The 17,491-nt window shown below is 41.0% G+C and carries 16 protein-coding genes; 10 read left to right on the forward strand and 6 right to left on the reverse strand.

Translation table 11 applies throughout. The features are described from left to right. Positions 1–85 precede the first annotated feature (85 nt). On the forward strand, positions 86–292 hold the full coding sequence (locus CYK16_RS10995) for a hypothetical protein (RefSeq protein WP_000265680.1): 207 nt from the start codon (positions 86–88) through the stop codon (positions 290–292). A gap of 355 nt (positions 293–647) precedes the next feature. On the opposite strand, the gene CYK16_RS09215 is transcribed toward CYK16_RS10995, so the two are convergent. After that, positions 648–1,496 carry a putative RNA methyltransferase gene (locus CYK16_RS09215; protein ID WP_060806203.1) on the reverse strand — a complete coding sequence of 283 codons (849 nt, stop codon included), beginning with the start codon at positions 1,494–1,496 and terminating at the stop codon, positions 648–650. A 151-nt stretch (positions 1,497–1,647) separates the two neighbouring features. Between CYK16_RS09215 and CYK16_RS09220 the strand changes: the two genes are divergently transcribed. Beyond that, positions 1,648–1,926: a DUF6110 family protein gene (locus CYK16_RS09220; RefSeq protein WP_000910903.1), complete on the forward strand. Its 279-nt coding sequence runs from the start codon at positions 1,648–1,650 to the stop codon at positions 1,924–1,926. Between the two features lies 1 nt (position 1,927). Continuing rightward, positions 1,928–3,988, forward strand: coding sequence for a heavy metal translocating P-type ATPase (locus tag CYK16_RS09225; RefSeq protein ID WP_060806202.1), 2,061 nt, complete (start codon positions 1,928–1,930; stop codon positions 3,986–3,988). Between the two features lie 76 nt (positions 3,989–4,064). Here the strand turns inward: CYK16_RS09225 and tyrS are convergent, their stop codons facing one another. Continuing rightward, positions 4,065–5,321 carry a tyrosine--tRNA ligase gene (gene tyrS / locus CYK16_RS09230; protein ID WP_000546884.1) on the reverse strand — a complete coding sequence of 419 codons (1,257 nt, stop codon included), beginning with the start codon at positions 5,319–5,321 and terminating at the stop codon, positions 4,065–4,067. Positions 5,322–5,462: 141 nt separating this feature from the next. On the opposite strand from tyrS, the gene pbp1b reads away from it, so the two are divergent. The 6 genes from pbp1b (at position 5,463) to CYK16_RS09260 (ending at position 12,256) form a co-directional block, all read left to right on the forward strand. Continuing rightward, entirely contained in the window at positions 5,463–7,928 is a 2,466-nt protein-coding gene (gene pbp1b, locus CYK16_RS09235) for a penicillin-binding protein PBP1B (protein WP_101776930.1), read from the forward strand. Between the two features lie 82 nt (positions 7,929–8,010). Continuing rightward, positions 8,011–8,922: a DMT family transporter gene (locus CYK16_RS09240; RefSeq protein WP_101776931.1), complete on the forward strand. Its 912-nt coding sequence runs from the start codon at positions 8,011–8,013 to the stop codon at positions 8,920–8,922. 228 nt (positions 8,923–9,150) lie between these two features. After that, entirely contained in the window at positions 9,151–9,849 is a 699-nt protein-coding gene (gene dapD / locus CYK16_RS09245) for a 2,3,4,5-tetrahydropyridine-2,6-dicarboxylate N-acetyltransferase (RefSeq protein WP_000127466.1), read from the forward strand. Positions 9,850–9,916: 67 nt separating this feature from the next. Further along, the gene (locus CYK16_RS09250) at positions 9,917–11,047 is read left to right on the forward strand and encodes an N-acetyldiaminopimelate deacetylase (RefSeq protein ID WP_101776932.1); all 1,131 of its coding nucleotides are present in this window, start codon (positions 9,917–9,919) and stop codon (positions 11,045–11,047) included. Positions 11,048–11,058: 11 nt separating this feature from the next. Further along, positions 11,059–11,598, forward strand: a complete 540-nt coding sequence (locus tag CYK16_RS09255; RefSeq protein WP_101776933.1) for a 5-formyltetrahydrofolate cyclo-ligase — start codon at positions 11,059–11,061, stop codon at positions 11,596–11,598. After that, entirely contained in the window at positions 11,582–12,256 is a 675-nt protein-coding gene (locus CYK16_RS09260) for a rhomboid family intramembrane serine protease (RefSeq protein WP_101776934.1), read from the forward strand. Before CYK16_RS09255 ends, CYK16_RS09260 begins: the two co-directional genes overlap by 17 nt. Positions 12,257–12,309: 53 nt before the next feature. Here the strand turns inward: CYK16_RS09260 and galU are convergent, their stop codons facing one another. From galU to argS, 4 genes are all read right to left on the reverse strand, one after another. Continuing rightward, positions 12,310–13,209 carry a UTP--glucose-1-phosphate uridylyltransferase GalU gene (gene galU / locus CYK16_RS09265; protein WP_101776935.1) on the reverse strand — a complete coding sequence of 300 codons (900 nt, stop codon included), beginning with the start codon at positions 13,207–13,209 and terminating at the stop codon, positions 12,310–12,312. Positions 13,210–13,230: 21 nt separating this feature from the next. Then, the gene (locus tag CYK16_RS09270) at positions 13,231–14,247 is read right to left on the reverse strand and encodes an NAD(P)H-dependent glycerol-3-phosphate dehydrogenase (RefSeq protein ID WP_101776936.1); all 1,017 of its coding nucleotides are present in this window, start codon (positions 14,245–14,247) and stop codon (positions 13,231–13,233) included. 170 nt (positions 14,248–14,417) lie between these two features. Next, a complete protein-coding gene (locus CYK16_RS09275) occupies positions 14,418–14,663 on the reverse strand; it encodes a hypothetical protein (protein WP_000084861.1) in 246 nt (81 codons plus the stop codon). Between the two features lie 528 nt (positions 14,664–15,191). Further along, positions 15,192–16,883, reverse strand: a complete 1,692-nt coding sequence (gene argS, locus CYK16_RS09280) for an arginine--tRNA ligase (protein ID WP_101776937.1) — start codon at positions 16,881–16,883, stop codon at positions 15,192–15,194. 135 nt (positions 16,884–17,018) lie between these two features. On the opposite strand from argS, the gene argR reads away from it, so the two are divergent. Continuing rightward, the gene (gene argR / locus CYK16_RS09285; protein ID WP_001231476.1) at positions 17,019–17,465 is read left to right on the forward strand and encodes an arginine repressor; all 447 of its coding nucleotides are present in this window, start codon (positions 17,019–17,021) and stop codon (positions 17,463–17,465) included. Positions 17,466–17,491: the final 26 nt, after the last annotated feature.

The following is a 17,491-nucleotide window of genomic DNA, read 5'->3' on the forward strand; positions in this document are numbered from 1 at the left end:
GTTTCTTCGTAGTTGATTACCTCATATTCCTTGTATTCGCTTACATAAAGTATTATAATATGATTGTAGGAAAGAAGGTGTTTTTATGTGGAAAAAATATTTTTCAAAATATAGATGGACTGATTTATTTTGGATTTTATTTATCATTTTGACCTGCCTCTATATAGGTAATCACGATTTGTTTCCTCTCAATCATCAAGAAATCTCTTTTCGTGGTAGCTTTTGGGGTCTGGTACTGGCCCTATATCACTTACTGTTTATTGATAAGTTTGTTATCTCGAATCGAAAATAAAGTTTAGGGCTATGCTTGACTGTGTACCTTTAGGATTGATTTTTGGGGGAAGATTTTGTCTCTATTATTTATTATTTTAAATTTGTTTATCTTGTACAAGATCTATTCTTTGAGACGGGAGAAATCGAAATACTTGATTTATACGGCCTATATCATATTTGGAATAAATGTAATATATGGTATTCAATGGTTATTAAGAGAATTGATTTCAAAGATTTCCGCTTAATGTGTATAGAAATTCCAGTGATTTTTGCATAACAAAACGCATAAGATTAAGGTTTTTGAGCACCTGTTCTTATGCGTTTTTGTAATATTAAAGATTTTCGGTAAGTTTTATACCTTTGGGAAGTCTAGTTTAGAATGCTTTCCCAACCAGAATCTCTGCCTCAATGGTAATCTCTGTCAAGTCGCTCCAGTCAATCTTAGTCTGGTCGATGTGAAAGAGTAGGGGCGTCATGCTGAGTAGGGCTTGGAGTTGCTCTGTTGTGATAGTCTTAGTCAGAGAGGCTGTTTGGCTAGATAGGATGGTAAAGTGTTCTTGGAAATGATTTTTGATATCTTGATTAGAATAATCCTTGTTTGTCAGCTGGTCTTGTACCTTCTGACGAATTTCCCTGAGGTGATTTTTAGTTGGAATAACCTTTATCAAGATACCGTCTTTGGATAAAACGCGACGAAATTCTCCATAGTTGGCAGGCGAAAAGATATCAAGTAAGATATCCATGCTGGCGTCTTTTATAGGAAGACGAGCTAGGTCGCCAACGAACCAATTGACTGCCCAGTTGGGTTCGCTCTTGGCAGCGATTTGGACGGAATCTTTGGAAATGTCAAAGGCATAGAAGGTTTTTTCAGGGTGACTTTCTTGTAGTTTGCGAGAATAGAATCCTTCACCACAACCGATATCTAAAATTGTTTTGGCATTTTTTGAGTTTGAAAGTAAATCAGAGACGACCTCTAAAATAGCTTGGTAAAAGCCGGCTTCTAGGATTTGTTGGCGATTTTGAAAGTTTTTCTTGTCGTAGTTGGCAGATTGCTTAATTTGAGGTGCCAGATTGACATAGCCAAATTTAGCCAAGTCAAAAGAATGGCGATTGTTGCATTTGAGACTGCTCTCTACCAGAGTCAGATTTTCTTGACAGATAGGACAGGCAAAGGCAGTCGCAGAAGCAAAACGCTGAAGTTTGGGTTTGAGATTTGTATTCATAGTTTAAGTGTATCAAAAGAGGCAAATGAAAGCAACTTTAGGAATAAGTAGATGGGAGATTCAGTAGAAATAAAACTAATTCTCCAATTTATGGAATGAAATTGCTTTTATATCTAAATTGCTATATAATAATGATAAGGAGGAAATAAGTATGTTAAAAGAAGTATTGAGCGTCGCAAAAGTTGCGAAAAAATCATCACTCTTTTTGGGTGGTGTCGCATTTGGTACCCTTGGCTTGAAAATCTTGGCAAGTAAGGAAGCTAAAAAAGGTTATTCTAAAGCCTTGGCTAAGGCTTATAAGTTAAAAGACGAGCTAGATGCATCTGTTTCTGTTGTGAAGCAACATGGAGACGATGTCTTGCAAGATGCCAAATATTTGTACGAGCAAGAGAAAAAAGAAGAGCAATTAGATAGCCTTATAGGGGAATAGTATGTCTTTTAAAGTGCTACATAGAGGATACCAACATATCCGACTATCATCATCTTTCTCGCTCACCTTGGATATTCAAGACTATCTTCGTTCCTTGGTGAGAGATGAAAAGGGGATTGAGTCTATCCAGTTTTACATGGATCAACAGCACTTTACTCTACGCATAAAAGAAGGCTTTTCTGTATTAGATAATGCAGAAGCCTTTTTAAAAAGAATTGATAAAGGGAAAGTTTCTGAGTTGATGACTCTTCCCATTCGTAGAGAAGAGAGTGCTTATTCTATTGTTTCAGGTGCAGCGATTAAGCGTATACTTTTTCGTAGTTTTGTGCCGTATCCTATTCGCTATATATGGACTTGTTATCAGGCTTTTGGCTATATTAGAGAAGCCTATCAAACACTAGCGCGTAAGGAACTAACGATGGAAGTCTTGGACTGTTCGGCGATTTTATTGTCCTTGTTTATGAACCAATCCAAGACAGCTAGCAATATCATGTTTATGCTTGATTTGGGGAATCATTTAGATCAGTGGTCCTTGAAAAAAACTGCAACAGATTTAGAACAGAGTCTTCTTGCAAAAGAGAGCGATGTATTCCTAGTACAGGGAGATATGGTTGTTAGTATCAAGAGTTCCGATGTTCAAATAGGAGATGTCTTGGTCCTATCTCAAGGAAATGAAATTCTGTTTGATGGACAAGTAGTTTCAGGTTTAGGTATGGTCAACGAAAGTTCCTTGACAGGAGAGAGTTTTCCAGTTGAAAAAAGAGAGTCTGATTTGGTTTGTGCAAATACAGTATTAGAAACTGGAGAGTTGCGCATTCGTGTAACCGATAATCAGATGAACAGCCGGATTTTACAACTGATTGAGTTGATGAAGAAATCTGAAGAAAACAAGAAAACGAAACAACGTTATTTCATCAAAATGGCGGACAAGGTCGTCAAATATAATTTCTTGGGGGCTGGGCTAACTTACCTATTGACAGGTTCTTTTTCTAAGGCTATTTCTTTCCTATTGGTCGATTTCTCCTGCGCTTTGAAAATCTCTACTCCTGTAGCTTATTTGGCAGCTATCAAGGAGGGGTTGAACCGTGAAATGGTGATTAAGGATGGAGATGTTCTGGAGAAATATCTGGAAGTTGATACCTTCTTATTTGATAAGACTGGGACAATCACAACTAGCTATCCTATAGTTGAAAAGGTGTTGCCTTTTGGGGACTACAGTGAGGAAGATATTCTCAGAATCAGTGCCTGTCTTGAGGAACACATTTATCATCCTATTGCTAATGCCATCGTCAAGCAAGCTGAGATAGAGGGGATTGAACATGAGGAAATGCATGGGAAACTCCAATATATTGCAAGCAAGGGGATCAAATCTCATATAGATGGGCAACCAGTTCTTATTGGGAATTATGTTTTGATGCAGGATGAGCAGATTCATATCAGTTCAGAACAAAATGCTTTAATTGAAGAGTACAAGAGTCAATACAATCTCTTATTCTTAGCCTACCAGAATGAATTGATTGGAATGTTCTGCATTCATACTCCTTTGAGAAAAGAAGCAAAAGCAGCCTTGGAGAAACTTAAGGCACAAGGGAAAAAATTGATTCTGGCAACAGGGGATACCTTGGTTAGAACAGAGGAATTAGTCAAAGATTTGCCCTTTGATCAGGTCTATACAGACTTGAAACCTGATGGAAAATTTGAGTTAGTAGAGGAACTGCATAAAGCAGGTCACACTATTTTGATGGTTGGAGATGGATTGAATGACTCAGCTGCTCTAACCCTATCAGATATCGGTGTGGTGATGAATGAGAGTGCAGATATTTCTAAGCAGATGAGTGATATCTTATTGTTAGATAATCGTTTGGATTTCTTCCAAGAGTTGGATTGGCTATCATCATCTTTGCAAACACTCATCAAGAAGAATATTCAAGATACCGTTGTCGTAAATAGTAGTTTGATTGGCTTTGGCTTGTTTAATTGGCTCAGTCCTTCAAATCTCTCTATCTTACATAATCTAACAACCTTACGTATTGTACTGCGTAGCCTGTCTATTAAGGTATAGGCGGGGACTATTAACAGCAAAAAGGAGTTACCTTTCTCGAGGTTAACTCCTTTTTTATAGGTAAATGTTGAACAGTTTAGTAAGTCAATACAAAGTATTTTTTCTTACCACGACGGATAACAGTCAGTTCGTTCTCTAACTTATCTGCGTCACTCAAGACATAGTCAAGGTCTTGGATACGGTCGCCGTTTACGTAGATAGCTCCGTTTTGGACGTCTTCACGGGCTTGGCGTTTTGAGTTAACTACACCAGATGAGACGAGCAGTTCCACGATATTGTGGTTTTCGTCTGCTTGAACTTGGTAGTTTGGTACACCACGAAGTCCTTGTTTGAGCTCTTTTACAGAAAGATTTTTGATGTTTCCTGCAAAGAGTTGTTCAGTGATGTTGAGGGCTTCTTTGTAAGCTTCTTCTCCGTGAACAAGTGTTACGACTTCACGAGCCAAGACTTTTTGAGCCAAGCGTTCGTGTGGAGCTGCTTCAAACTGTTTGCGGATGTCTTCAATCTCATCAAGTGACAAGAAAGTAAAGATCTTCAAGAAGCGAACAGCGTCAGCGTCCATCACGTTCATCCAGAATTGGTACATTTCGTATGGAGAAGTTTTTTCAGGATTGAGCCAGACTGCGTTTCCTTCTGATTTACCAAATTTCTTACCAGTTGCATCTGTGATCAATGGAACAGTGATAACGTGGCCAGTCTTGTCAGCCTTACGACGAAGCAATTCGGTACCAGCTGTCATATTTCCCCACTGGTCAGAACCACCGATTTGTAGCGTTACGTTGTGGTCTTGGTTAAGAACGAAGAAGTCGTAACCTTGCATGATTTGGTAAGCAAACTCAGTGTATGAAATTCCTGTTTCGATCCGTTTTTTCACAGATTCCTTGCTCATCATGTAGTTGACCGTGAAGTATTTTCCAATATCACGGAGGAAGTCAATGAAGCTGATGCTGCCAAACCAGTCGTAGTTGTTGACCATGACAGCTTTATTTTCGCCATTTTCAAAGTCAAGAAAACGAGAAAGTTGTCCTTGGATAGACTTGACCCAGCCATCTACTGTGTCTTTTGTTTGGAGACTACGTTCAGCATCTTTGAAGGACGGATCTCCGATGAGACCTGTGGCACCGCCAACGAGCGCATAAGGTTTGTGACCTGCTAGTTGCAAGCGACGACTTGTCAAGATTGCGACAAGGTGGCCTAGGTGAAGGCTGTCAGCGGTTGGATCGTAGCCAGTATAATAAGAAACTTGACCTTCTTCTAGGGCTTTACGCAAAGCTTCTTCATCAGTCGTTTGAAAAATCAAACCACGCTCTTTTAGCTCATCAAAAATGTGCATGTGTCTTTTCTCCTTTTTAAAATTATTGTTTCTAACTATTGTATCACAAACTTGGGCAATAGCCTAGCAGAATAGGAAAGAAAGTGGCTATTTTATTGAAAGTTTCCCTTTTATGGTATAATAGATAGAGTGAGGAAATCCATGCAAAATCAAGTAAATGAATTAAAACGAAAAATGCTGGAATTTTTCCAGCAAAAACAAAAAAATAAAAAAACAGCTAGCCCTGGCAAGAAAGTCTCAAGTGTCCAAAAATCTAAATCCTTAGAGAAGCCAGCTATTTTTCCAGCTATTTTACTGAGTATAAAAGCCTTATTTAACTTACTCTTTATACTCGGTTTTCTAGGAGGAATGTTGGGAGCTGGGATTGCTTTGGGGTACGGAGTGGCCTTATTTGACAAGGTTCGGGTGCCTCAGACAGAAGAATTGGTACATCAGGTCAAGGACATTTCTTCTATTTCAGAGATTACCTATGCGGATGGGACGGTGATTGCTTCCATAGAGAGCGATTTGTTGCGCACTTCTATCTCATCTGAGCAAATTTCGGAAAATCTGAAGAAAGCTATCATTGCGACGGAAGATGAACATTTTAAAGAACATAAGGGTGTAGTGCCCAAGGCGGTGATTCGTGCGACCTTGGGGAAATTTGTAGGTTTGGGTTCCTCTAGTGGGGGTTCAACTTTGACCCAGCAACTGATTAAACAGCAGGTGGTTGGGGATGCGCCGACCTTGGCTCGTAAGGCGACAGAAATTGTGGATGCTCTTGCCTTGGAACGCGCCATGAATAAGGATGAGATTTTAACGACCTATCTCAATGTGGCTCCGTTTGGTCGAAATAATAAGGGACAGAATATTGCAGGAGCTCAGCAGGCAGCTGAGGGGATTTTCGGTGTAGATGCAAGTCAGTTGACGGTTCCTCAAGCAGCATTTTTAGCAGGACTTCCACAGAGTCCCATTACCTATTCTCCTTATGAAAATACTGGGGAGTTGAAGAGTGATGAAGACTTAGAAATAGGTTTGAGACGGGCTAAGGCAGTTCTTTACAGTATGTATCGTACAGGTGCATTAAGTAAAGACGAGTATTCTCAATATAAGGATTACAATCTTAAACAGGACTTTCTCCCTTCAGCTACAGTCACAGGTGTGTCACGAGGCTATTTATACTTTACAGCCTTGGCAGAAGCTCAGGAACGTATGTATGATTATCTAGCTCAGAGAGACAATGTCTCCGCTAAGGAGTTGAAAAATGAGGCAACTCAGAAGTTTTATCGCGATTTGGCAGCCAAGGAAATTGAAAATGGTGGTTATAAGATTACTACTACCATAGACCAGAAAATTCATTCTGCCATGCAAAATGCGGTTGCTGACTATGGCTATCTTTTAGACGATGGAACAGGTCGTGTAGAAGTAGGGAATGTCCTGATGGACAACCACACAGGTGCTATTCTAGGCTTTGTAGGTGGTCGTAATTATCAAGAAAATCAAAATAATCATGCCTTTGATACCAAACGTTCGCCAGCTTCTACTACCAAGCCTTTGCTGGCCTACGGTATTGCTATTGACCAGGGCTTGATGGGAAGCGAAACGATTCTATCTAACTATCCAACAAACTTTGCTAATGGCAATCCGATTATGTATGCTAATAGCAAGGGAACAGGAATGATGACCTTGGGAGAAGCCTTGAACTATTCATGGAATATTCCGGCTTACTGGACCTATCGTATGCTCCGTGAAAAGGGTGTTGATGTCAAGGGTTATATGGAAAAGATGGGTTACGAGATTCCTGAGTACGGTATTGAGAGCCTGCCAATGGGTGGTGGTATTGAAGTCACAGTTGCCCAGCATACCAATGGCTATCAGACCCTAGCAAATAATGGTCTATATCATAAAAAACACGTGATTTCTAAAATTGAAGCAGCAGATGGTAGAGTGGTGTATGAGTATCAGGATAAACCAGTTCAAGTCTATTCAAAAGCTACTGCGACAATTATGCAGGGATTGCTGCGAGAAGTTCTATCCTCTCGTGTGACAACAACCTTCAAGACGAATCTGACTTCTTTAAATCCTACTCTGGCTAATGCAGATTGGATTGGGAAGACTGGTACAACCAACCAAGACGAAAATATGTGGCTCATGCTTTCGACACCTAGATTAACCCTAGGTGGCTGGATTGGGCATGATGATAATCATTCACTGTCACGTAGAGCAGGTTATTCCAATAACTCTAATTACATGGCTCATCTGGTAAATGCGATTCAGCAAGCCTCCCCAAACATTTGGGGAAACGAGCGCTTCGCTTTAGATCCTAGTGTCGTAAAATCCGAAGTCTTGAAATCAACAGGTCAAAAACCAGGGAAAGTTTCTGTTGAAGGAAAAGAGGTAGAGGTCACAGGTTCGACTGTTACCAGCTATTGGGCTAATAAGGCAGGAGCGCCAGCGACCAGTTATCGCTTTGCTATTGGCGGAAGTGATATGGATTATCAGAATGCTTGGTCTAGCATTGTGGGGAGTCTACCAACTCCATCAAGCTCCAGCAGTTCAAGTAGTAGCTCTAGCGACAGTAGTAACTCAAGTACTACACGACCTTCTTCTTCAAGGACGAGACGATAAGTTCTATAAATTGTGCTAAATGAAGTGGCGAATCAATTGATTGCCACTTTTTTCTTTTTCCCTTTCGTGTTACAATAAAGGTATGAATCAGTATCAGAAAAAGATTGTTAAAGGAACCATTTATTCGCTCCTATCCGGCTTAATCTGGGGAATCTGTGGAATTTTAGGAGAGTATTTCTTTACTCATTACCAGGTGTCTTCGGGCTGGATTACTTCTATGCGTTTGACACTAGCAGGAAGTCTTGTGCTCATTTGGTCTGCAATGCAATTAAAGTCGCAAGTGCTGGATATTTGGCGAGATAAGAAAAATTACCTACCCTTTTTAGCCTATGCTATTTTGGGGATTTTTTCAGTTCAGTATTTTTTCTATCTCTGTGTAGAATACTCAAATGCAGCGACAGCAACTATTTTACAGTTTATCAGTCCTGTCTTTATCCTCTTTTACAATCGCTTAATTTATAAAAAACGAGCGTCGAAAAGTGCTATTTTCTATGTTTTGATTGCTATGCTGGGTGTTGGCTTGATGGCGACAAAGGGAGACCTCTCTCAGTTATCCATGACGCCACTAGCTCTTATAACAGGTCTGTTGAGTGCCATGGGTGTTATGTTTAATGTTATCTTGCCCCAACCTTTCGCGAAGCGCTATGGTTTTGTACCGACGGTTGGGTGGGGGATGATTCTGGCAGGTTTATTTAGCAATGTCCTCTCGCCAGTGTATCAGCTTTCCTTTACTCTTGATATTTGGAGTATCTTGATTTGCCTTATTATCGCTTTCTTCGGGACGGCTTTTGCCTTTTTCATTTCTATGAAGGCGGTGTCCTTGGTTTCTCCCCTGGTAGTTTCTGTTATCAGTGCCAGTGAACCTCTCTCTTCTGCTCTCTTGAGTGTTTTGTTTTTAGGATTGGTGGTGGATTGGTCTCTTCTTCTAGCTATGGCCCTGATTATTTTACCTATGATTTTCCTATCGATAGAAGAAGCGAAAGAAAGTAAATAAAAAGTCTTTTCTTAATTCTAAAAGTGTGCTATACTAGAATAGTCAATAAAACACGGGGAGATAGTTGTGAAGAGTGTTTTTAGGTTGTATCGGTAGGGGCTTGCTTTTACCGACAGCACGTTTTATCTCACATCCCTAAAAATCATACCTAAAAACAAACAAAAAGGCTTCAAATTTGAGGCCTTTTTTGGTAGAATAGGTATCATTAAAATGAACTAGGAGGCGCTTATGACTGCTACAAAAATGAACGCTCAAGAAATTATCCAATTTATCGCCAATGCTGAAAAGAAAACCAGTGTTAAAGTAACCTTTGAAGGACAACTTGCAACTGCTGTGCCAAGCTCTGTTGTCAAACTAGGGAATGTCCTATTTGGAGACTGGAAGGACGTTGCTCCTCTTCTCGAAGGTTTGGTAGAAAATCAAGACTATGTTGTTGAGCAAGATGCTCGTAATTCAGCAGTTCCTTTGCTAGACAAACGTGCTATCAACGCTCGTATCGAGCCAGGTGCGATTATCCGTGACCAGGTTGAAATTGGTGACAACGCTGTTATCATGATGGGAGCGGTTATCAATATCGGTGCTGAAATTGGTGCAGGAACTATGATTGACATGGGGGCTATCCTTGGTGGCCGTGCCATCGTTGGGAAAAACAGCCACGTTGGTGCAGGTGCAGTTTTGGCAGGTGTGATTGAGCCAGCTAGCGCAGAACCAGTCCGTGTTGGAGACAATGTTCTTATCGGTGCTAATGCAGTGGTTATTGAAGGAGTTCAAATCGGTAGTGGTTCAGTTGTCGCAGCAGGAGCTATTGTTACCCAAGATGTCCCAGAAAACGTGGTGGTAGCAGGTGTTCCAGCTCGTATCATCAAAGAGATTGATGCCCAAACCCAACAAAAAACAGCGCTAGAGGATGCGCTTCGTACCTTATAATTGTAAAAGTAATAAAGAGGCGGAACCCTTCTTCCAGCCTCTTTCTGCTATATCGGAGGATAGATAGATGTTAGATTTGATTCAGACTAGACGAGATTTGCACCAGATTCCAGAGATTGGCTTGGAGGAGTTCAAGACTCAGGCTTATTTGCTGGATGTGATTGAGAAATTGACTGCGGGCAAGAATTTTGTCCAAGTTCGAACTTGGCGGACAGGTATTTTGGTTTACTTGCAGGGAAGTCAGCCAGAGCGGACTATTGGTTGGAGAACAGATATTGATGGTCTGCCGATCATCGAGCAAACAGGCCTTCCTTTCGTCTCTCAGCACCAAGGTCGTATGCACGCTTGTGGCCATGATTTCCACATGACTATTGCCTTAGGCTGTCTTGAGCGAGCCCTTGAGGAGCAACCAAAGAACAATCTGCTCTTTTTGCTTCAGCCTGCTGAAGAAAATGAAGCTGGTGGCATGCTCATGTATGAGGATGGCGCTTTTGGAGACTGGTTGCCAGACCAGTTTTATGGCCTCCATGTTCGGCCAGATTTGAAAGTCGGCCAGATTGCGACCAATACTCATACACTTTTTGCAGGGACTTGCGAGGTGAAGATTCGTTTTAAAGGTAAAGGAGGACATGCAGCATTTCCGCATGAAGCCAATGACGCTTTGGTGGCGGCTAGTTACTTTGTGACCCAGGTGCAGTCAGTTGTCAGCCGCAATGTCAACCCAATCGAGGGAGCAGTGGTGACCTTTGGTGTTTTCCAAGCTGGAACAACAAACAATGTTATCACAGACACAGCCTTTTTGCATGGAACTATTCGGGCCTTGACACAGGACATGAGTCTCTTGGTGCAAAAGAGGGTCAAAACAGTTGCAGAAGGAGTTGCAGCTGCCTTCGATATGGAAGTCGAAGTGGAACTCAAACAAGGGGGTTACCTGCCTGTTGAGAATAATCCAGTCTTGGCGCGTGAACTGATGGACTTCTTTGAAGAAAAAGAGGGGATTGAGTTAATTGATATTGAACCTGCTATGACAGGTGAAGACTTTGGTTATCTCCTTTCGAAGGTTGATGGTGTTATGTTCTGGCTTGGTATCGATAGTCCCTACGCCCTTCATCACCCTCAGATGAGTCCTAAGGAAGAAGCATTAGCTATTGGGGTGGATGCGGTCTCTAGTTTCCTGAAAAAGAAGGCGGCAGAGTAGAGGGCTTGTCTATGAAAGCAGAATTACGCAAGCAAGTCTTGCAAGAAATGAAGGCTTTACCTCTAGAGCAAAAACAGGCTATGGATCAAGCTTTAACGGATCAATTTTTGAAACATCCCTTCTACCAAGAAGCTAAGGTCATCGCAACCTACCTCTCTTTTCCTCATGAGTTTCAAACGCAGGAACTGATCGAGCAGGCTCTGAAGGATGGCAAGAAGGTTCTGATACCTAAAACATATCCCAGGGGTCGCATGGACTTTGTGGTCTATAATCCGCAACAACTGGTCAAAACTTCCTTTGGCTTACTGGAACCACAGGGAGATTTGGAAGTGGTGGATGCCTCTCAGATTGATTTGATTCATGTTCCAGGGTTAGCTTTTACGACAAAGGGCTATCGGATTGGCTATGGTGGAGGTTATTATGACCGCTATCTGAAACATTTTCCTGGTCATACTTTGAGTACGGTTTATCCTTGTCAAATTCAGGACTTTATCCCTGAAAATCATGATATTCCTGTTGAGGAGGTTCTGATTGATGAAGGAAATCTTTGATAGACGTTACCCTGTGACGAGTTTCTTCCTCTTAGTGACGGCCTTGGTATTTCTACTAATGTTGGTGACCACAGGAGGAAACTTTTACAGGGCAGATACTCTATTTCGATTTGGAGCCATGTACGGGCCTGCCATTCGCCTCTTTCCTGAGCAGATTTGGCGTCTCTTCTCTGCCATCTTTGTTCATATTGGGTGGGAACATTTCATTGTTAATATGCTTTCGCTCTATTATCTTGGTAGGCAAGTAGAGGAAATTTTCGGATCCAAGAAGTTTTGCTTTCTCTATCTTTTATCTGGAATGATGGGCAATCTCTTTGTTTTTGTATTTAGTCCCAAATCCTTAGCAGCAGGAGCCTCGACTTCTCTCTATGGGCTATTTTCCGCGATTATCATTCTTCGCTATGCCACTCGCAACCCCTATATCCAACATCTAGGACAGTCTTATCTGACACTTTTTATGGTTAACATTATTGGAAGTGTTCTGATTCCAGGAATCAGTCTAGCAGGCCATATCGGAGGTGCAGTCGGTGGCGCATTTCTAGCAGTTATCTTTCCAGTTAGAGGAGAAAGACGGATGTATAGCGCTAGTCAGAGACTGGTAGCGTTAGTCTTGTCCGTAGGACTCGCAGCCTTGCTTCTCTACAAGGGAATGGGATGAAAATTTATGTAATGAAAAAAAGATAAGGTATTTTTGAACCTTATCTTTTTATGTTATTCCTTCTCAGCCAATTCTTTTCCCAGTTGGATGAGGTAATTTTTCAAGGCATCTTTGACTTGTGGGTGCTTGAGGGCGTAGTCAATAGATGTTTTCATAAATCCAAACTTATCCCCAACGTCGTAACGAGCTCCTGTAAATTCACGGGCAAAAACACGCTGTGTTTTATTAAGCGTATCGATAGCATCGGTAAGTTGGATTTCATTTCCAGCACCAGGAGCTTGCTTTTCGAGGATATCAAAAATTTCCGGTGTCAGAAGATAGCGACCGATGATTGCCAAATCACTTGGTGCATCTTCGGGAGCTGGTTTTTCTACGAAAGTTTCAACGCTATAGAGTCCATTACTTCCTTCGCCCTGAGGAGCGATAACCCCGTATGATGAAACGTCTTCATGTGGTACAGGCATGACAGCAATGGTTGATGCGTGTGTCTTTTCGTAATCATTCATCAGTTGTTTTGTCAAAGGAACGGCATTCTCATTTGTGATGTCCATAAGGTCGTCACCCAGCATAACAACGAAGGGCTCATTCCCTACAAAAGCTTTGGCTTGTAAGACAGCATCTCCAAGACCACGAGGGTGAGTTTGGCGAATGAAATGGAGGCGCATACCAGTTGCTTCATCTACCAATTTTAACAAATCCGTTTTGCCTTTTTCCTTAAGGTTGTACTCAAGCTCAAAGTTTGAGTCAAAGTGATCCTCAATAGAACGTTTTGACTTACCAGTGACAACCAGAATATCTTCAATACCTGATTTAAGAGCTTCTTCTACGATAAACTGGATAGTTGGTTTGTCTACAATTGGCAACATTTCTTTGGCAAGGGCCTTGGTTGCCGGTAAAAATCGAGTCCCGAGTCCAGCGGCAGGGATGATTGCTTTTCTAACTTCTGATGACATAAGAATCCTTTCTTTAGAGGGTTAAGACCACTCATTTTCTGCTTTAAATTCATTGTTCATGATGTCATAAATGGCATCTTTGATATTGGTTCCGTGGTAAATAACTTGGTAAATGGCTTGTGTAATCGGCATATAGACTCCAAGTTCTTGCGCTAGTTCATAGGCTGCTCGAGTCGTTGAAATTCCTTCAATCACCATGCCCATATTAGCTTCTATATCATCTAGGGATTCTCCTCGTCCGAGAGCATCTCCAGCTCTCCAGTTACGAGAGTGGATGGAGGTTCCCGTTACGATCAAATCTCCCACACCAGATAAGCCACTATAGGTCAATGGACTGGCCCCGAGTGCTACCCCTAGGCGAGTAATTTCTGCCAAGCCTCGAGCGATGATGGCTGCCTTGGCATTGTCACCAAATCCCAGACCATGTAAAGCTCCGGCACCGACAGCAATAATATTTTTAAGAGCACCAGCAGTTTCAACTCCAATAATATCCGTATTGGTATAAAGTCGGAAGTAGTGATTACTAAAGAGTTCTTGCACGTATTGAGCTGTTTGTAAATCTTTAGAAGCAGCAGTGATTAAAGTCAGATCACGTACAATGGTTTCTTCCGCATGACTAGGTCCTGAAACAACGACGATATCACTGCGGAGATGTTCAGGAATTTCTTCTTCAAGGATGGTTGATAATCGTTTATGACTATCAGGCTCTAATCCCTTTGAAGCGTGCATGATGATAGCCTTATGATCCAAGGTTTCTGCAACTTGCTGGGCAACAAGTCGCGTCACTTTTGTTGGGACAACAAACAAAATCGCATCTACATCTTTCAGTGTCTCTGCTAAGTCAGTGTAGGCATTGATTTTCTCATCTAGAACGACATCTTTAAAGTAGTGCTTGTTAGTATGATAGGTATTAATTTCATTGATTTGTTCGGGAAGGTTTCCCCAAATACGTACCTCGTGTCCATTGTCATTTAAGACTTGTGAAAGGGCAGTTCCCCAAGAACCAGGCCCCAAGACGGCGACGGTTTGTTTTTTCATGTTTTTCTCCTTGATAGAGTTCTCTCTTTTATTTTATCACATTCTAGGGGATTTTGCACTTGCATTGCTGGGGGAGTGGTAGCTTTGTTACTTGAAAAATACATAAAAAACCGAGACGAAGTATTAAACTCTTAGTCTCGGTTTTGATATTTCTTAAAGAATAGCTCGGTTTATTTCAATTGATCTGTAATGTCTTTTGACAGCAACATTCCCAGATGATAAGTTTTATTGATGTAAGCAATGACATCATTGATATTTTCAGTCGTTTGAATTTTCTCTTTGATGTCAGCCCTAAATGTTTCATCCTTCAAAAGTTGTTCTTGGTAGAGCCTTTGCAGTCTCTCTTTCTCGTACTTATTGAGCAGAAAAAGGAACACCAAGCTAATCACAACGAGGATATAAGCATATTGGCTCATAGAATATCTCCCTGTATGATAAAGAAGTAGTAGTGAGTAGATTGAATTAGTGAAGCGTTTAGGCAAATCACCATAGTTACGACGTCATGGCCTCTAAATCGATGATATTTAGAGACCATGACTAGTGAAGCGCCTAGCCAAAGTCCGAATAGGATTTGGCGTTAGTTATTTAGACTACTTTACAATAAAGTGATTAAAAGATTACGACATGAGCCTAACCAAATCGATATTATTGGGTTAGATGAATTAGTAAAGCGTTTAGACAAGTATCTCTAATTACGACGTAAAGAAACATAAATCGATAATATTTATGTTTCTTTACTAGTGAAGCGCCTAGCCAAATCTCCGACAGGATTTGGTCTTAATTACTTAGACTGCTTTTTAATCAAGTAACTTGAAGATTACGACATGAACCAAACCAAATCGATATTATTTGGTTTGGTGAATTAGTGAAGCGTTTAGGCAATTCGCCATATAGCGATTGCCGTCAAGAGACTAGGAACTTTAGTTCCAGTCTCTTGTAACGATTTACATCTTCTCTGGCGCTTCTACTCCAAGCAAGCGAAGGGCTTCTTTGAGAACAATTGCAGTTGCGTAGCTGAGGGCTAGACGGCTGTCGCGTTCTGGGGTTTCATCCAAGATGCGCGTATGTGCATAGTATTTGTTAAAGGCTTGAGCTAGGCTAATTGCAAATTTAGCAATGATAGAAGGTTCAAAGTTATCCGCCGCACGGTTAATAATACGTGGGAAGTCTTGGATGAGTTTGATGATTTCCCAGCTTTCAGCATCATTCAAGCTATAGTTGCCAGCTGTTTCTGGTTTGAAGTCTGCTTTGCGCAAGATAGATTGGATACGAGCGTAAGCATATTGAACGTAAGGTCCAGTTTCACCCTCGAAGGATACCATAGCCTCTAAGTCGAAGTCGTATCCATTTGTACGGTCGGTCTTGAGGTCATAGAACTTAATGGCTCCTACCCCGACAGCATGCGCTACCTGGTCTTTGTTTTCCAATTCAGGGTTTTTAGCTTCGATTTGGGCCTTGGCACGGCTAACTGCCTCTGCAACTGTAGGTTCTAGTAAGATGACATTCCCTTTACGAGTAGAGAGTTTCTTCCCTTCTTTTGTAACCAAACCAAAAGGAACGTGAGTAATGTCGTTACTCCAGTCGTAGCCCATCTCTTGTAAGACAGCTTTGAGTTGTTTAAAGTGGGCAGATTGTTCTTGGCCAACGACGTAGATAGATTTAGCAAATTGGTATTCGTTTTTACGGTAAAGAGCTGCAGCCAAGTCACGTGTGATATAGAGAGTTGCACCATCAGATTTTTTGATAAGGGCTGGATGTTCAATTCCATATTTCTCAAGATTCACAACTTGGGCACCTTCTGATTCAACAAGAAGGCCTTTTTCAGAAAGAATGTCTACAACTGCATCCATCTTATCGTTGTAGAAGGCTTCTCCATTGTAGCTGTCAAATTCGACTTGTAATTCATTGTAAAGACGGTTAAATTCCACCAAACTTTCATCACGGAACCATTGCCAAAGTGCGAGAGCTTCCTCGTCTCCATTTTCAAGTTTACGGAACCATTCGCGTGCTTCTTCATCCAAGCTAGGGTCATTTTCAGCTTCAGCGTTGATGCGGACATAGAGTTTAAGAAGTTCATCGATTGGATGAGCTTTTACAGCTTCTTCATCGCCCCATTTTTTGTAGGCAACAATCAACATCCCAAACTGTTTACCCCAGTCTCCCAAGTGGTTGACCTTGACCGTTTGATAACCGATTTTTTGGAAAATATGTGATAAGCTATCTCCGATAACAGTTGAGCGTAGGTGGCCAATAGAGAATGGCTTAGCGATATTGGGACTAGACATGTCGATAACAACATTTTCTTGTTTGCCAATAGTTTGGTCAGCATAGTGTTCTTTTTCAGTGATAACAGCTTGCAATACTTGAGCAGAAATGGCAGATTTATCAAGGAAAAAGTTAACGTAAGGTCCTGTTGCAACAACCTTTTCAAAGGCTTGGCTGTTAATTTTTTCAGCCAGTTCAGCCGCAATCATTTGAGGTGCTTTACGTTCGACTTTTGCAAGAGAAAAAGCGGGGAAAGCGATGTCTCCCATTTCTGAGTTTTTAGGGGTTTCCAGTAAATTTAAAATAGCCTCTTGGTCCAGGCTATCAATGATACTAGCCAATTCGCTAGCAATCAATTCTTTTGTATTCATTAAGAGCTCCTTTTTGGACTTTTCTACTATTTTATCACAATTTTAAAGAAAGAAGAAAAAATTTTTGAAATCTCCTATTTTTTTGGTATAATATAGTTATAAAAATAGTTATAAATATTCACATAAGAGGATTTTATGAGAAAAAGAGATCGTCATCAGTTAATAAAAAAAATGATTACTGAGGAGAAATTAAGTACACAAAAAGAAATTCAAGATCGGTTGGAGGCACATAATGTTTTTGTGACGCAAACAACCTTGTCTCGTGATTTGCGCGAAATCGGCTTGACCAAGGTCAAGAAAAATGATATGGTGTATTATGTACTAGCAAATGAGACAGAAAAGATTGATTTGGTTGAATTTTTGTCTCATCATTTAGAAGGTGTTGCAAGAGCAGAGTTTACCTTGGTGCTTCATACCAAATTGGGCGAAGCCTCTGTTTTGGCAAATATTGTAGATGCAAACAAAGATGAATGGATTTTAGGAACAGTTGCTGGTGCCAATACCTTATTGGTCATTTGTCGAGACCAGCACGTTGCCAAACTCATGGAAGATCGTTTGCTAGATTTGATGAAAGATAAGTAAGGTCTTGGGAGTTGCTCTCAAGACTT

Source organism: Streptococcus oralis subsp. dentisani (assembly GCF_002860905.1).
GTDB classification, from domain to species: Bacteria; Bacillota; Bacilli; order Lactobacillales; family Streptococcaceae; genus Streptococcus; species Streptococcus oralis_BA.

Coding starts and splice junctions, on each gene's coding strand:
- CYK16_RS09220 (WP_000910903.1), top strand. CDS start 1,648: ATGTTAAAAGAAGTATTGAGCGTCGCAAAAGTTGCGAAAAAATCATCA.
- CYK16_RS10995 (WP_000265680.1), top strand. CDS start 86: ATGTGGAAAAAATATTTTTCAAAATATAGATGGACTGATTTATTTTGG.
- CYK16_RS09275 (WP_000084861.1), bottom strand. CDS start 14,663: ATGAGCCAATATGCTTATATCCTCGTTGTGATTAGCTTGGTGTTCCTT.
- CYK16_RS09250 (WP_101776932.1), top strand. CDS start 9,917: ATGTTAGATTTGATTCAGACTAGACGAGATTTGCACCAGATTCCAGAG.
- argS (WP_101776937.1), bottom strand. CDS start 16,883: ATGAATACAAAAGAATTGATTGCTAGCGAATTGGCTAGTATCATTGAT.
- galU (WP_101776935.1), bottom strand. CDS start 13,209: ATGTCATCAGAAGTTAGAAAAGCAATCATCCCTGCCGCTGGACTCGGG.
- tyrS (WP_000546884.1), bottom strand. CDS start 5,321: ATGCACATTTTTGATGAGCTAAAAGAGCGTGGTTTGATTTTTCAAACG.
- CYK16_RS09255 (WP_101776933.1), top strand. CDS start 11,059: ATGAAAGCAGAATTACGCAAGCAAGTCTTGCAAGAAATGAAGGCTTTA.
- CYK16_RS09225 (WP_060806202.1), top strand. CDS start 1,928: ATGTCTTTTAAAGTGCTACATAGAGGATACCAACATATCCGACTATCA.
- CYK16_RS09240 (WP_101776931.1), top strand. CDS start 8,011: ATGAATCAGTATCAGAAAAAGATTGTTAAAGGAACCATTTATTCGCTC.
- dapD (WP_000127466.1), top strand. CDS start 9,151: ATGACTGCTACAAAAATGAACGCTCAAGAAATTATCCAATTTATCGCC.
- CYK16_RS09270 (WP_101776936.1), bottom strand. CDS start 14,247: ATGAAAAAACAAACCGTCGCCGTCTTGGGGCCTGGTTCTTGGGGAACT.
- argR (WP_001231476.1), top strand. CDS start 17,019: ATGAGAAAAAGAGATCGTCATCAGTTAATAAAAAAAATGATTACTGAG.
- pbp1b (WP_101776930.1), top strand. CDS start 5,463: ATGCAAAATCAAGTAAATGAATTAAAACGAAAAATGCTGGAATTTTTC.
- CYK16_RS09260 (WP_101776934.1), top strand. CDS start 11,582: ATGAAGGAAATCTTTGATAGACGTTACCCTGTGACGAGTTTCTTCCTC.
- CYK16_RS09215 (WP_060806203.1), bottom strand. CDS start 1,496: ATGAATACAAATCTCAAACCCAAACTTCAGCGTTTTGCTTCTGCGACT.